Origin of the sequence: Agrilactobacillus fermenti (assembly GCF_021030645.1) — a bacterium.
In the GTDB taxonomy this organism is placed as follows: Bacteria; Bacillota; Bacilli; order Lactobacillales; family Lactobacillaceae; genus Agrilactobacillus; species Agrilactobacillus fermenti.
In genome coordinates this window covers 12,389-27,029 of the sequence record NZ_JACGCJ010000005.1, presented here as the reverse complement: position 1 = coordinate 27,029, position 14,641 = coordinate 12,389, and the positions used below count along the sequence as shown (strand labels likewise).

Here is a 14,641-nt window from a genome sequence, read left to right as displayed (position 1 = left end):
GTTGGTTTTGAACAATCGTTGTAACTTAAATGATATAGTTGAATTAATTGTAAGGTTATTTTATATTTTATGCTAACGGAGGCGAATACATGTCCTTATCTATCGAAACACTCAAACAACTGCCAAAAATCGAACTTCATTGTCACTTAGACGGTTCCCTATCTTTGCACACGATTCGAACGTTAGCCCAAATGGCTGGTATTACGGTCCCCGCCGATGATCAAGCGCTAACCAAACTGACGCAAGTTGATGACCAAATCACGAGTCTCGTAGAATATTTAGAAAAATTCGATTTTGTTGCGCCGTTACTACAAACAGCACCGGCCTTGGAGCTAGCAGCCTACGATGTCATGCGCCAAGCAGCTGCGGAAAATGTCCGTTACATAGAAATTCGCTTTGCGCCTGCTTTTTCAATCGAAAAAGACTTGACCTTGAGTACCGCTATTCAAGCCGTCCTCACTGGGATCGCTAAAGCCGAGTCATCGCTGCCTATCAAGGGTCGATTATTAATTTGTGGGATGCGGCAACTAACAAATCAAGCAAATATTGATGCCTTTCAAGCCGCTTTGCCCTTTCAAAGCAGTCACCACTTAGCTGGGATCGACTTTGCCGGCAATGAAGCTGACTTTCCCCCAGATGTTTTAAAACCAGCAATTGAGTTTGCGAACCAACACGGTTTGGCAATGACCCTTCACGCCGGAGAATGTCATTGCGCCCATAATATTTATGAAGCCATCAAACTTGGTGCTAAACGCATTGGTCACGGGACAGCCCTTTACCAAGAGCCTGAACTGGCCACATTTATTAAAGCCAATCACACTTGTCTGGAATTATGTTTGACTAGCAATTTACAGACAAAGGCAATCAATGCCATTTCTGAATTCCCTTATGATTTGATTATCAAGAACAAGTTAAGCGCTTGCATAAATACTGACAACCGCACTGTTTCTAACACGACTCTGACTAAAGAATACAGTCGCTTCCAAGACCATTTTGGCACGGATAAGGCACAATTTCTAGCGTTTAATTTGGCTGGTATTGCCGCTGCTTTCTGTGATTCAAAAGAAAAAACAGCATTAACCATGGCTTTTAAACAAGCTTACGCGTAAAATTAAATTGACAACAACTTTATTTGTGAAAGGGGCTATCTAGATGACATCAATTTATGACTTTGAAGAAACACGCATCGATGGTAAACAGGAAAAGCTCGCAGATTATCGTGGTAAAACACTATTGATTGTTAACACAGCTAGTAAATGTGGTTTCACGCCTCAATTCGAAGGTCTAGAAAAATTATATCAAAATCATCAAGCTCAAAATTTTGAGATCTTGGGCTTTCCTTGTAATCAATTTTTGCGCCAAGATCCCGGTTCAAATAATGAAATTTTAGAATTTTGTCAAATGAATTATGGCGTTTCTTTCCCAATGTTTGCTAAGATCAAAGTCCGTGGCAAAGAAAAAGACCCGCTTTATGATTATTTGATCAACAACTCAACTGGCAAGGCCATCAAATGGAATTTCACAAAATTCTTGATCGACCCTGAAGGTAACATCGTGCAGCGCTTTGAACCCAAAGAAACACCCGAAGCAATTGAACCGGTATTAACAAAGCTTTTAAATGAAACGGCCGCCAGATAGGCTACTCTATTTTCTGAAAACAATAACCTAATTTTTCTTCACAATCAGCCTTTAAATTCAACATAAAGACTGATTTTTATCTCATACTTTTCACGCTTTTAACCGAATTAAATAACATCTAAACTGTATTGTAGTAATCATAAGGAGCGATGCAATATGACATCAGACTTAAAAGGTATTATTACAACTCAGCTATTTGATATTAATTACCCAAATATATACGCACTAACTGAAACCGGACATGTTGTCCAAGTGAAACCCACCGCAAAACAAAAAAAGGATCCGCTCTTCTGGCGCATCCTTGAAAAAATCAAAAACGCCAAAATCTGGATCCCTGTATCTAAAACGAAACATCAATTACTTGAAGATGATTGGCTGTCAGTCGTTTAATTTTTTCGCTGCTGCCAACGGTCAATACTGTTAGCCGCAATACCAAGACTGACAACAGCATCTTTAGAAAGATTTTGTTTTAAGGTTGCCGGATCAACTAAGATTGCGGCTGCCCCCACAACTTCAAATCCATAAGTCAAAATATTTAAATCGGTTTTGACTTGATAGCCGCTTTTAAAGGCATCTTCGTGATTATAATTGAAGTTTAACTCACCTTCATCAGTCACACCATCCACATGATTAATGAGAATCCGGTCCTTCAATTCCGCTAGTATAGTGTCTCCAGTATCCAGCGTGAATTTGTGATCGGATTCTTTTTCGTCATACGCATCTTCTGTCATTGCTAAATAATCGGTCACCGGCTGATTTAATACAGCCAAGCTATCGATCACCGCAAAAACTTCCGTAACATCTAATTTTGTACTACGATCGGCAATCCCGTCTTTATGAGCTTCTAGCCAGTCCGCTAATTGAGCGATATTTTCTTGTTGCATGATTGTCCTCCGCCTATTATTCAATATATTCATCATACCATTATTGCTTTTCTAGCAAAAGTTGAGCCTCATGTCATTTTAGAAAAGAATCTTTTAGACAAAATCATGGCTATCTTCTTTTGAAAAACTTATACTTAACTTAATGAAACATTTACCATTAATTGTTTGAAAGGACGTGAGAAAATGCTAACCACCAACTATAAAAATTTACCAATCTATGATTACCGTGGTAAACCACTAAAACTAACCTATGAAATCACTTATAAAATGACCTTAAAAGATGGCTACATTTTAGCTTTGCGCCCTGGACAACACATTACCAATGTCCCTAACCTCTTAAAATTACAACGACGCAGAGCGTGAGTGAAGCTGTTTAGCTTTGGAGCACTAACCGAATTATGCCGATGAAGCGCCAGCTTCAGCAAATAATTAAGGTTAGGTGAAGTCGTTACCCTTGGAACGCGTTTAGAGCGTGAGAATCATCGGTTAGTTTTCGAGCACCAATCTAACATGGCGTATTATTTTCAAGTCTTAACCGTCCTATTGACCATCTTTTGCGGCACCTACGACTAAGTGATTATCAACTAGACCCGCTGCCTGTATGAATGAATAAATGATCGTCGGCCCAACAAATTTGAAGCCGGCTTTTTTCATGTGCTTGGCGACCAGCACTGACAAATGATTGGTTGGTGTCACATCTGCCACCACGCGAGGCTTGGTGCGTACTGGTTCATGACCCACAAAATTCCAAAGATAGGCATCTAAGCTGCTCCCTTGTTTTTGTATGCGTTGGATGACTTTCGCATTATCAATTGTCGCCATAATTTTACGCCGATTCTTGATCATTTTAGGCCAAGTCATTAATTCGGTTACATCAGCCACTGTCATTTTTCCAACTTTTTTAACATCAAAGTGATGAAAGGCCGCATTTAAAATAGACCGTTTTTCTAAAATTAACTGCCAGCGTAACCCTGCTTGAAAGATCTCTAAGGTCAATAGTTCAAATAATTTCTGATCTCCATGCAGGGGCTGCCCCCACTCGTCTCGAGAATATGCCAAAATTTCTGGCGTGTCCAAGGGCCATGGAATCGTTCGCGGATCAAACTTTGAATTCATTTAAAATCCCTCCAAAAAAATAAGATCCGATGCAGAAAAACACTCTGTGATCGAACCTTATTTTTTATAACCATTACCTATTTCTTTGGCGTTTTGTTATCAATGTCCGTCTTAACAATCAAAACGTCACATAACGCATGCTGGTTGACATATTCTGTTACAGAACCTACGAGGACTCGCTCAACAGCATTTAAGCCAGTCGCTCCGATCATAATTAAATCATTCTTATGATCTCTAGGGAAATCAACAGAAATAACCGTTTTAGGATTGCCGAAACGAACGTGGATCGATAAATCATCTTCGGATAAATCGTTCTTACTTCTGATCTCGTCAGCCAGATTACTCAAGTAGTCTTGAGCATCCTCAGAAATCTGGTAAATGGCATCTCCAGAAAGCATACCACCATAACCGCCAATAAATTGTTTGGTATCTAGTACATTTAAGATATCTACATGTGCTTTATTTAATTTAGCTACTTGGACAGCCTTTTGAAGGGCTAATTCCGCTTCTTTAGAGCCATCGACGGGAACCAAAATATTGTTGTATTCTTGCAACATCGTGATCATCTCGCTTTCTTCCTACAATATAAGAATAAGCTACTGCCCGTTGCAATTCAAGCAAAGACCCTATGAAGTTTACCGAAGTGTGAAAATTTTTAATACTTCCTTAGCAGTTGTTTGTAATCCTTTCGTCGCATTTTCGGTTGTTAAAGCACTTTGTAAAGGAAGCGGTCCTAATTGAATGGTCAAAATACCATCAAACTGTTTCTCTAATTCGCCTAAATCAGCTTGCCGCTGTCCCACAAGCGCAATGATCGGCTTTTGATATTTATGAGCTAATTCAGCCATCCCTGCTGGCACCTTGCCTAACTGTGTCTGTTGATCTAAGCGGCCTTCACCAGTAATAACCAGATCACTTTGTTGGATGGCCGCCCCAACGCCTGTTAATTCGGCTAATGTCATAAAGCCACTTTGCTTATAGATTGCCCCCAAAGCATATAGCCCCGTTCCAATACCACCAGCCGCGCCAGCACCTGGTAGTGCCGCGGCATCCTGACCGGAATCTTGTTTCAATTGGTTGGCAAATAAAATCGATTTTTGATTCAAAAAACGAACTTGTTGTTCATTTAAGCCCTTCTGTTTGCCAAACAATAAGGCGGCCCCCTGCTTGCCAGTCAACGGAGCCGAAACATCTGGTGCAATCTCTAGATCAATCTCACTAACAAGTTCTTGTGCCTTGGTAAGATCGATGTGCCCAAAATCAATTAACGGGTTGACACCATTTGGAATGATATGATCTTGATCGTCATAAATCACAGCGCCTAATGCTTGTAACATGCCTAACCCAGCATCCGTAGTCCCACTACCGCCTAGAGTGACAATAACCCGGCGATTGCCATTAACGATCGCATCCAAGATCAACTGGCCTAAGCCAAAACTTGTTGCCTCATAGCGTGCCTGATTATTCATATGCTCTGAAAAAGCTAAGGCAACGGCTTGAGCCGATTCAATAACCGCTGTCGCAACGCCATCAATTTCAGTTTCCAGATATTGTGCTGTCCGATTACGATTAAAGTCGTCAACAATTGGTTTGACATGAACAGTTCCACCAATGTTCTCCTGAATCGTCGCTAAAGTACCTTCCCCGCCATCGGCCATCGTAAAGACTGAGGTCACGATTTCCGGGTTGAATGCATGTATCCCTTGAGCAACAGCTTCACCGGCGGCTTCTGAAGGCAAACAATTTTTAAAACTATCCATTGCAATGACGATATTCATAAGTACCTCTTAAATTTAAGATCCACCTTATAGTATTGAGCTTAGTCCCTTTACAAAAAGATGGAAATTATTTTTATATTTTATAAAAATCGGTTATTCTATAATATGGTAACATGTGCGTCAAACTCATATTATGCCAATTAAAATTTCTAGTGAGAGGATTGATTTCATGTTAAACAACCAGCGCGTTTTGCCTTTAGAATCTGGCATTAATTTTCGCGAGCTTGGTGGCTATACGACCAAGGATGGCCGGCATGTAAAATACCATAAAATCTTACGTTCCGCAAAGCTAAATGAACTAGATAACAATGACCTCGCCTATCTACATGATTATGGCTTGATCACTGATGTTGATTTCCGTTCTAATGATGAAAAAGTAAAAGAACCTGACAAATTACCAACAGGAGCAACTTATAAACACATCCCTGTTTTTGCCGTTGATGAAACTGAAAATTCCAAAACACCGCAAGAATTAGAAGATGAGCTGCGCTATGAGCCGAATACCGGCTACAAGCGGATGATACGTGTCTACCAAAACATGGTGCGCCAAGCCGGATCACAAGCTGCTTATCGTCAATTCTTTGCAGAATTACTGGCTAACGACCAAGAAAATCATGCGCTGCTTTTTCATTGTACTGCTGGTAAAGATCGTACAGGTATGGGCGCCTTTTATTTATTAAGTGCCTTGGGTGTCGATCAAAAGACGATCGAACAAGACTATTTATTGACCAATCAAACCTATAAGAAGCAAATTGATGCTGTTCTGGCAGAGCTTAGAGCGAACCATGCCACACCAGAAATGATCGAAAGTGTCCATAATTTAGTTTCCGTAAATATCGATTTTATTCATGCTGCCGAAACGCAAATTGAACAAATTGCTGGAACACCTATAAATTATCTCAAAGAAGTTTTAGGTTTAAATGATTCAGACTTGCAAGATTTGCAGAAAATTTATTTAGATTAAAGCGGGTTCCAAAACGTGTCGCCAATTGGAACATGTTTAACCTAAAATATATGATTTAGGGGGGAAAAGTCGATGAAATTATATCAGGCATTAACCCAAGTTACGATCAATGGCGCCCTAATTGACGCTTATACAGATTTCAAAGTACAAGCTCTATTAAAGCAACCATTAAATTACACACCAAAGCAACTATTTACTTACATCAATTCTGTTTTAGCACCAGGGTCTTTTCACATGGAAAATAATTTGAGGTTTGTAACGGATCCTTCTTTTATTAGCAGTAATTATGACTTTCAGTCTAATGCTTTAACAGCGGATATAACCACTTTTGAAGATAAGGTTGCCTTTAGTCAAAAAGTTGTTGCCGATTTAAATCGACATCTGAGCGTTAATATTGATTTTTCCTCAAAAACATGTCAACTTCAATTTACCGATTAACTTAACACATCTTTAAAACAAAATAGCGGATGGAAATAAAACTTTTGTTTTGTCTCTATCTGCTATTTTATTTACGATTTTTTAGTTTAAGCGTTATACATTTAAAGTTAGTCTTGAGCTACAAAAGCATCAAAAAATGCTAAAGTCGGTGCCAGTGCTTGCGCCATATAGCCTTTAGCATGTTGCGAACCTAATACAAATTGCGTCCAAACAGGTACTTGGTATTTTAATAAAGCTGCTTGCATTTTCAAAACGCCACTCACAGGAATCAATTCATTCAAGGCATTGATCAAAAGCATGGGTGCTGTGCTTGAAGTCACGCGCCTAATTAGCGAAGCGTCTTTAATTTTTTGCGGGTCTTGAGTCGTATAGTTTAAAATAAACCATTTATAAAAGGCATCATTAGCCCCACCCTGATCGATTTTAGCACTTGCTTGATTAAAATCTTGCGTTGTATCCATTGCTGGCACAACCTCAGTATGTGCTTTTAACCAATCTTCAATATCAAAGACACCTGACCAAGATACGGCTGGTAGGTGCGTTCGTATCGCCATTTCAGCAGCTAAATTTCCGCCTGCTGATGACCCAAAAACACCAACTTTTTGATGACTAAACTCATAATCAGAAGCTTCCAGCCAGTTTAAGACACTTTCAATATCGTCTACGGCAGCAGGATATAAGTCTTTCGGTGCCAGACGGTAATTAGGCACAAGTACGAGATACCCTGCTGCAGCAAATTGACGAGCAATGTCTGCGTCTTTAGATTTATCACCTCGAAACCAGCCACCGCCATGGATGTCAATAATAGCCCCCTTAGGATCGCTGGTTGGATCTTGATAAACATCTAATTTCAAGTTTAGGGCAGCAACGTAACTAATATCTTTTGAAACTTCAATTTTATCCATGTCTCATCGTCTCCCCATATTGATATCTGCATTCTAGCAGAAACGAACTAAATAGGTGCTAAAAATGCTCACTTCTTTTAAAATTACTTTGACACACACAGTAATATGTTTTACACTACTATTTGTGAAACAGTAATATGGACAGTAAAGCAGGTGGCAAAATGGCTAAAGATATTTCTAAAGAAATGATTCGCGGTGCTACTGATGGCATCGTACTCAATATTTTATCTCAGGGCGATTCTTATGGTTATCAGATGGTCCAGCAAGTTCAGCAGTTATCCCATGGGGCATATGATGTGAATGAAGCAACTTTGTATACTGTCTTTCGACGGCTGGTTAAAAATAACTTAATTGAAAGCTATTATGGAAGCGAGACTCAAGGCGGCCGACGGAAGTATTATCGCATCACACCATCAGGCGTAGCGGAACTTGACCGCTTTCGTCAAGAATGGGATTTTGCTAAAAAAATCATTACGGAATTAGTGACGGGGGCGCTTAAAAATGATCAATGGAATAATTATTGATGATGCATTACAAACAATCTTCTCGGGTTATCCACGTACGCCCGAAGTTTTGGATTTTTACATCGAGGTTAAAGCTGATGTGCGGGAACGAGCGGAAGATTTACTGACCAGCCAACAAATAAAAGATCCCAAGTTAGCTGTAACTCAAGCGGTCAAAGAATTGGGTGATTTGACCGAAGTGCTCCAGATGATTGCAGGTCAATCACAGTCAACTTCAAATTCAGTTGCCGCTGATGCCATGACCACTGATCAAACGGTCAATGAAACTTTCACCACAGCGGCGATTGATCGGATCACATTAACTGCTAAATTCGGCAATGCGCTTCTAGAAACGAGCCCCGATGCGGCGATTCACATCCAGCATTTTCAAACCCCAAAATTAAAATCCTATCAATTACAGATAGCACAAACTGATAAAACATTGGCATTACAAGTACCAACACCAAATTGGTTAAAAATCATTACTTCTTTTCGCTACCCCCATTCTAAAGTTGTTATTCAACTTCCCAAAACATTCGCTGGTACGCTGCAATTAGACCTAAGTTCAGGCCTGTTATATCTTGACCAATTGCAAACACCAGACACGGCCATCAAAACTCAGGTCAAGTCAGGCCGGCTGCAAATCGATCAAACGCAATTAAGTGGACTTAACGCTCAGGCTGCTTCTGGTAGTGTGGCGATCACTCAGGCTGCTATCGGGGAACTTGTTCTCAATGCCAAATCTGGTAGTGTTCAATTAAAAGCGGTCAAAAGCCATTTCTACATTGGCGCTCATTCGGGGAGTATCCGAGGCAGTCAATTGACTGGTTCAGGTGATTTTGCCGCGCACTCTGGCTCAATCAGATTAGATTGGGCGGCGCTTATGGGTAACATCAACCTGTCGGCCCACTCTGGGTCAATTAAAATGCAGACGCCAATAACTGATGCCTTTAACTTTAATTTGCAAACTGCAGCCGGCACGGTTAAAGTTTCACGTCCTGCTCAATACCAAGTTGAAGCTCAAGGCGTTGCTATCGGCAGAACTAATCAGGCAACTGAAACGAGCCCGACCATAACGGCTAAGGCAAAATCTGGTTCTGTCCGTGTGAATTAAAATTTTTAAATAAAAAAACGTTTAGCTGCCTTAGATCCACCAAGGTTGGCTAAACGTTTTTGATTGCCGTATTATTGCACAACGCCTTTCTTCAAAATCAAGTTACCATATAGCGCTGTTTCACCAGTTTGAACAATTGCAAAACAATCATGTGAATACTGATAAAATGCTTGTCGTTCAATCAGCTTCAGTTTGTAATCTGGAAAGGCCGCCTTAATAGCGCTCTCATAATTATCCCAAATTGGCGGGCGCCCATTAGGTACTGCCTGATCACCTGGAACAACGGCCATCAAACAAGCTTGATAATCAGAATAAGTGTCTAACGGCAATAACTCTAGAATATCTTTTAATAGTTCAGGCATTAAGATACCATCTGTACGCAACACACGCTTATTATTGGTCGCAGCTGGATAGTTGGCATCTGCCAAAAGAATCTCATCGCCATGTCCCATTTCCATTAATGTTTTCACTAATTCAGGTGACAGACGCTTAGGTATCTTTTTTAACATTTAAGTTTGCCCCCTCTTTACGCGTTCTTTGTTTCCCAATAATGCTCAATTTCTTCCAAACTCTTACCTTTTGTTTCCAAGACATACTTATGAATGTACCAAACTGCAAATGCGGATAGCGCTGCAAAGAAATAAAATACATTGATACCAACTGCTTCAAGTAAAATTGGGAAGATCAATGAAAAGACGGCGTTAAGTAGATATTGCGTGAAAGTGATCACGCCCATGCCTAAAGCTCTAGCTTTTAAAGGTAAAATCTCAGGAACATATGACCAAAATACAGGTCCCAGCCCAAAGCCAAACATGAATACATACACGAAGATCGAAGCAACCGCAATCACAGCATTATTAGACCAAATACATAACGTGATTGCTGGAATGACTTGTCCGCCAAGGCTGATTTCTAATAGTTTTTTCCGACCTAGACGATCGATAAACGGAAGCGAGATAAAAGTCGAAATGACTAAAGCCGAGCCAACCCCAAAGTCAGCAATGATCGACGCATGTGCCAGTCCTAAATTGTGAAAGATCTCTGGTGCATAATAAACCGCCGCGTTGATACCCGTAAATACTTGAAAAATCGTCAAAATAATCAGCATCAATAAGACTGGTCGAAATCTTGTAAATAATTCATGCAGTCCGGCTTCTTGTGTACTTAAACTATGTTCAATATCAGAAACTTCACGGTCAATCTCTACTTGAGTACTTCTCACCCGGTTCAGCACTTTCCGTGCCTTTTCCGATTTACCATCGCGAATCAACCAACGGGGGCTTTGTGGACTTAAAAACATACCGATCGTAAAAATTGCTGCTGGAACCACGCCGATTCCCAAAGTCCAGCGCCACATACCCGGTGCTTGGTTAGCCGCCCCAATAGCATAAGCCACCAAAATACCAATATTGACACTCAACTGATAAAGAGATGACATCAGACCTCTGATTTTCGCTGGTGCTAATTCTGAAAGATAGATTAGCCCAAACATGTTGGCAATGCCAGCAGCGATGCCTAAGATGAATCTAGCAGCCATCATATAATACATGCCGGTGGCGACCGCACTTAAAATACTACCAACAATGAAGATAATACCACCGATGATCAACGTATTACGACGCTCTAATTTTTTCTCTAGTGCGGTAAATACAACTATTGATGGTAAGGCTCCAAATAGCAGGAAACTAACGACTAACCCCTTTTGTGCGGCATTCAGTCCAAATGAGCTGGTAACTCCGGGTAGTGCTAACGATATTGCACCAGAATCATAGCCATACAAAAGTCCGGCTAGACCGCCCAATATTGCGAACAGGTACACAATTGGTTTAACTTTATAATCATGGTTTGGTTCTACGGGCACATTCTGATTTGGCATTTCTGATTGATTCGCATTTATAGCCATCTCATTACCTCCTAACACTGTCTAGAAATCAACCTTATGTTGTAGTCGAACACTCTGAAACTTTTTGAATTTAGCATTTAAATCAGGCACATGGGTTGGTTCAATACGATCAACAGTGTATGAGTGTACCATCACATCCTTGGTATCAGCAGTCGATAGTAAATTTTGCACCTGCAATTGTGACACAATATTGCCCATAACGCTGGCTTCAACGGGACCAGTAATGACTTCTTTTTCAGTAAAATCAGCAGTTAACTGAACTAATAAACTGTTTTGAATGCCGCCCCCAAACATATAGATAACCGGAACATCTTTCCCCGTTACTCTAGCAAGATCCTCAATAATTCGTTTGTACGAAAATGCCAAACTTTCCAACACCAATAAAATCAATTGACCGCGGTTTTCTGGCAACTTCTGTTGTGTCGCCTTTAAATATGCCATGATCTTTTCTTCCATTTGATTTGGAGCTGCAAAAATTTCATTATTTGGATCGATATAGCTACCAATGGCCGTTTCATTTAAGGCTTCCTCAACCATTTGTCCAAATTCAACTAATTCGCCTTTATATGACCATTCGCGTTGCAATTCTTGAATGATCCAGAGACCTGTCAAATTGGCTAACAAACGGTTACTGCCATCAAAACAACCCTCATTGGTTAACCCAGCATCGAACGCTGCCTTAGTTACGATTGGCTCAGCCGTTTGTTGCCCAATGATCGACCAAGTGCCACTGCTAATAAAAGCAATATCTTCGCGATCTTCAGGTGCAACTGGTAAAGCCAATAGTGCCGAAGCCGTATCGTGGCCAACACCGGTAATAACTTGGACTAGATCTGTTAAATTAATTTCTGTACTAACTTGTGGTAATAATTGGCCTAAAACTTTACCACCTTTATTTAAGTCAGCGAACCATTCTTGCTTAAATCCCAATCTTTCAAATACTTCTGAAGAAAGCTTTCGACTCACTGCGTCCAATAAACCACTGGTACTACTGATCGTAAATTCATTGATAGCTTTGCCGCTTAAAAAGTAGCCAATGAGATTGGGCATAAACAAAATATGTTTGATTTCATTTGTTAGGAATGGATTCAGTTGTAGGTCCGCAAATAATTGTAGAACCGTATTGATTTTTGCCGGCTGATTACCCGTCAATTGAAATAGCTCGAACTTATTGATTTTGTCATATAGTAACGCTTCATAGTCATCGACTCGCGCATCGCGATAACTATGCGGCGCAAACAATAATTGCCCGTGCCGATTGATCAGCCCGTAATCAACGCCCCAAGTATCAATACTGATACTATCAATTGAAGGTAAATCACGTTTGGCCATGTTTAAGCCATATTTTATTTCTTGAAAAATTTTCATGTAGTCCCAATGTAAGTCATTGATGACCTGTACTGGCAAATTTGAAAACCGAAATTGCTCTTTCAAATCTATCTTGTTACCGTCATAGGTTCCAGAAATCAAACGGCCAGAACTGGCACCCAAGTCAACAGCAATCGCATTTGTTAGTTTCATGCTCTAACACCTTTTCTACCAAAACTATTTGTATAGTGGGCCAAAATTCTTACAAGCGTTAAAGTCAGCGGCCTCCAGATTTTCAGTCCCGATTGAAGCCCAAGCACGTGGCCGGAAAATCTTATCTTCTGGTACATTATGCATATTCACTGGGATTCGCAAGATTGATGCCAAAGTAATTAAATCAGCCCCAATATGTCCATAAGAAATCGCACCGTGATTAGCACCCCAATTGTTCATCACGTCATAGACGGATTTGAAAGCTCCGTGACCCGTTAAAATTGGCGTAAAGAATGTGGATGGCCAGCCTGGATCAGTTCGTTTATTGATGATATCAAACACATTATCAGGCAAATCGATTGCATAGCCTTCTGCGAGTTGCAGGACTGGCCCAACACCCTTTACCAAATTGATCCGTGTCATGGTAACTGGCATGCCCTTAGGTCCACCTTTGGTCAAATAATGACTTGAGAAACCACCACCACGGAAGTATTCAACATTTGCTGGAATCCAATCGGTTTGATCAAGATTAGCTTGTACTTCTGCATCCGTTAGCTCCCAGAAAGGCTTCATTGCTGGCTGCCCGTCAATTTTCTCCGCACCGGTTGCATCCAGTGTTTGGGCGCCAGAATTACTTAGATGTAAAAAGCCATTTTCAGCTAACCCAGTTAATTTTGTGCCAGTAACCCGTTCTACCGCTTCAGGGCTCCAATAAGTCCGAACATCGGCAAAAATTTGAGGGGTATTTGTTAATAAGTAATTAAACAACATGGAAACACCATTTAGACTATCATTTTCAGTTGCAAATATGTGGGGGGCACGTTTGCCATTCCAATCGAATTGTGAATTCAACATAGCTTCCATAACATCGCCATTAGGGAAATGGTCCGTCCACTGTCGCTGTCCTTGGAATCCGGCGGCAATTGCAAAGTGTCCCTCTGCTTCTTCTTTGAATCCAGCATCGGCTAATTTTTCGTTGCCTTCCATCAAATCGCGGGCAATCATGATCATTTTGATGCAGTCTTCAAATTGCGCTGCTTTAGCTGCATCATCAAATTGAATTGGTTTGCTATTGTTATAAATATCGGGACCGATCTTCATGTTCTCCTTAGCCCAAGCTAACGCTTTTTTGAATTCTTCTTTATCATAAATACCTTCATCCCAACGGCGCACAATTTCACTCATATCCACATATTCATTGCGCATGCCTAAGAAGTCTTGGAAGAAGTCAGGATCAACTGTTGAGCCTCCAATACCCATGGCCACACTACCGATAGAAAGATAAGCTTTATTGCGCATCAAACCAGTTGCCAAAGCGCCTTTCGCATAACGGATCAGCTTTTCTTTAACATCAGCAGGAATAGAAGTGTCATCAGCGTCTTGTACATCATGACCATAAATACCAAAAGCTGGAATACCTTTTTGTATATGCGCTGCCAAAACTGCTGCTAAGTAAACAGCTCCTGGGCGTTCAGTCCCATTAAATCCCCAAATGGCATGTGGCAAGTCCTTAGACATATCCATTGTTTCCGTGCCATAACACCAGCAAGGGGTAACTGTGATCGTGCCACAGATGCCTTCACGATCGAACTTCTCTTTAGCCATCGCTGCTTCATGAACGCCACCAATCGTTGTATCGGCAATGACTGTTTCAACTGGTGACCCATCAGGATATTTCAATGTTTTGTGGATCAATTCAGCAACTGATTTTGCCATATTCATTGTTTGTGCTTCTAGTGATTCCCGTACACCCTTACGCCGACCATCGATCGTTGGACGAATACCAATTTTAGGAAATTTGACATCTAACATGTTACATCCTCCTTAAAAACTAAAATATTTTCCGAGTAATTAGTAAGTAGTTATAGCAACTTAAT

The 14,641-nt window shown here is 40.6% G+C and carries 17 protein-coding genes; 8 read left to right on the top strand and 9 right to left on the bottom strand.

Annotated features, from left to right (window positions below; genetic code table 11):
* The first annotated feature begins 89 nt into the window (after window positions 1–89).
* The 3 genes from add (at window position 90) to FHQ08_RS02475 (ending at window position 2,028) form a co-directional block, all read left to right on the top strand.
* Window positions 90–1,109: an adenosine deaminase gene (gene add / locus FHQ08_RS02485; protein ID WP_230912809.1), complete on the top strand. Its 1,020-nt coding sequence runs from the start codon at window positions 90–92 to the stop codon at window positions 1,107–1,109.
* Between the two features lie 43 nt (window positions 1,110–1,152).
* The gene (locus tag FHQ08_RS02480; RefSeq protein WP_230912808.1) at window positions 1,153–1,638 is read left to right on the top strand and encodes a glutathione peroxidase; all 486 of its coding nucleotides are present in this window, start codon (window positions 1,153–1,155) and stop codon (window positions 1,636–1,638) included.
* 156 nt (window positions 1,639–1,794) lie between these two features.
* Window positions 1,795–2,028 (top strand): hypothetical protein, encoded by a 234-nt coding sequence (locus FHQ08_RS02475; protein ID WP_230912807.1) that lies wholly within the window; start codon window positions 1,795–1,797, stop codon window positions 2,026–2,028.
* Here FHQ08_RS02475 and FHQ08_RS02470 read toward each other — a convergent pair.
* Window positions 2,025–2,522, bottom strand: coding sequence for a hypothetical protein (locus tag FHQ08_RS02470; RefSeq protein WP_230912806.1), 498 nt, complete (start codon window positions 2,520–2,522; stop codon window positions 2,025–2,027). The two genes, FHQ08_RS02475 and FHQ08_RS02470, sit on opposite strands and share 4 nt — an antisense overlap.
* A 183-nt stretch (window positions 2,523–2,705) precedes the next feature.
* On the opposite strand from FHQ08_RS02470, the gene FHQ08_RS02465 reads away from it, so the two are divergent.
* Entirely contained in the window at window positions 2,706–2,885 is a 180-nt protein-coding gene (locus FHQ08_RS02465; protein ID WP_230912805.1) for a hypothetical protein, read from the top strand.
* 177 nt (window positions 2,886–3,062) lie between these two features.
* Here FHQ08_RS02465 and FHQ08_RS02460 read toward each other — a convergent pair whose 3' ends face one another.
* The 3 genes from FHQ08_RS02460 to FHQ08_RS02450 form a co-directional block, all read right to left on the bottom strand.
* Window positions 3,063–3,638, bottom strand: coding sequence for a DNA-3-methyladenine glycosylase I (locus tag FHQ08_RS02460; RefSeq protein ID WP_230912804.1), 576 nt, complete (start codon window positions 3,636–3,638; stop codon window positions 3,063–3,065).
* A gap of 77 nt (window positions 3,639–3,715) precedes the next feature.
* Window positions 3,716–4,195, bottom strand: coding sequence for a universal stress protein (locus FHQ08_RS02455; RefSeq protein ID WP_230912881.1), 480 nt, complete (start codon window positions 4,193–4,195; stop codon window positions 3,716–3,718).
* A 78-nt stretch (window positions 4,196–4,273) separates the two neighbouring features.
* Window positions 4,274–5,416: a glycerate kinase family protein gene (locus FHQ08_RS02450; RefSeq protein ID WP_230912803.1), complete on the bottom strand. Its 1,143-nt coding sequence runs from the start codon at window positions 5,414–5,416 to the stop codon at window positions 4,274–4,276.
* 169 nt (window positions 5,417–5,585) lie between these two features.
* On the opposite strand from FHQ08_RS02450, the gene FHQ08_RS02445 reads away from it, so the two are divergent.
* Window positions 5,586–6,380 (top strand): tyrosine-protein phosphatase, encoded by a 795-nt coding sequence (locus FHQ08_RS02445; RefSeq protein WP_230912802.1) that lies wholly within the window; start codon window positions 5,586–5,588, stop codon window positions 6,378–6,380.
* Window positions 6,381–6,452: 72 nt separating this feature from the next.
* The gene (locus tag FHQ08_RS02440; RefSeq protein WP_230912801.1) at window positions 6,453–6,818 is read left to right on the top strand and encodes a hypothetical protein; all 366 of its coding nucleotides are present in this window, start codon (window positions 6,453–6,455) and stop codon (window positions 6,816–6,818) included.
* Between the two features lie 107 nt (window positions 6,819–6,925).
* Here the strand turns inward: FHQ08_RS02440 and FHQ08_RS02435 are convergent, their stop codons facing one another.
* Window positions 6,926–7,723, bottom strand: a complete 798-nt coding sequence (locus FHQ08_RS02435) for an alpha/beta hydrolase (RefSeq protein ID WP_230912800.1) — start codon at window positions 7,721–7,723, stop codon at window positions 6,926–6,928.
* A 161-nt stretch (window positions 7,724–7,884) separates the two neighbouring features.
* Between FHQ08_RS02435 and FHQ08_RS02430 the strand changes: the two genes are divergently transcribed.
* On the top strand, window positions 7,885–8,247 hold the full coding sequence (locus tag FHQ08_RS02430) for a PadR family transcriptional regulator (RefSeq protein ID WP_230912799.1): 363 nt from the start codon (window positions 7,885–7,887) through the stop codon (window positions 8,245–8,247).
* On the top strand, window positions 8,225–9,340 hold the full coding sequence (locus FHQ08_RS02425; protein WP_230912798.1) for a DUF4097 family beta strand repeat-containing protein: 1,116 nt from the start codon (window positions 8,225–8,227) through the stop codon (window positions 9,338–9,340). The genes FHQ08_RS02430 and FHQ08_RS02425 overlap by 23 nt, the downstream gene beginning before the upstream one ends.
* 71 nt (window positions 9,341–9,411) lie before the next feature.
* Here the strand turns inward: FHQ08_RS02425 and FHQ08_RS02420 are convergent, their stop codons facing one another.
* The 4 genes from FHQ08_RS02420 to FHQ08_RS02405 are packed head-to-tail and all read right to left on the bottom strand — an operon-like array spanning window position 9,412 to window position 14,576.
* On the bottom strand, window positions 9,412–9,849 hold the full coding sequence (locus tag FHQ08_RS02420) for an RbsD/FucU family protein (protein WP_230912797.1): 438 nt from the start codon (window positions 9,847–9,849) through the stop codon (window positions 9,412–9,414).
* A gap of 17 nt (window positions 9,850–9,866) precedes the next feature.
* Complete coding sequence (locus FHQ08_RS02415; RefSeq protein ID WP_230912796.1) at window positions 9,867–11,243, bottom strand: sugar porter family MFS transporter; 1,377 nt, start codon at window positions 11,241–11,243, stop codon at window positions 9,867–9,869.
* 21 nt (window positions 11,244–11,264) lie between these two features.
* Entirely contained in the window at window positions 11,265–12,764 is a 1,500-nt protein-coding gene (locus FHQ08_RS02410) for a rhamnulokinase (RefSeq protein WP_230912795.1), read from the bottom strand.
* A 24-nt stretch (window positions 12,765–12,788) separates the two neighbouring features.
* Window positions 12,789–14,576 carry an L-fucose isomerase gene (locus tag FHQ08_RS02405; protein ID WP_230912794.1) on the bottom strand — a complete coding sequence of 596 codons (1,788 nt, stop codon included), beginning with the start codon at window positions 14,574–14,576 and terminating at the stop codon, window positions 12,789–12,791.
* Between the last annotated feature and the right edge of the window lie 65 nt (window positions 14,577–14,641).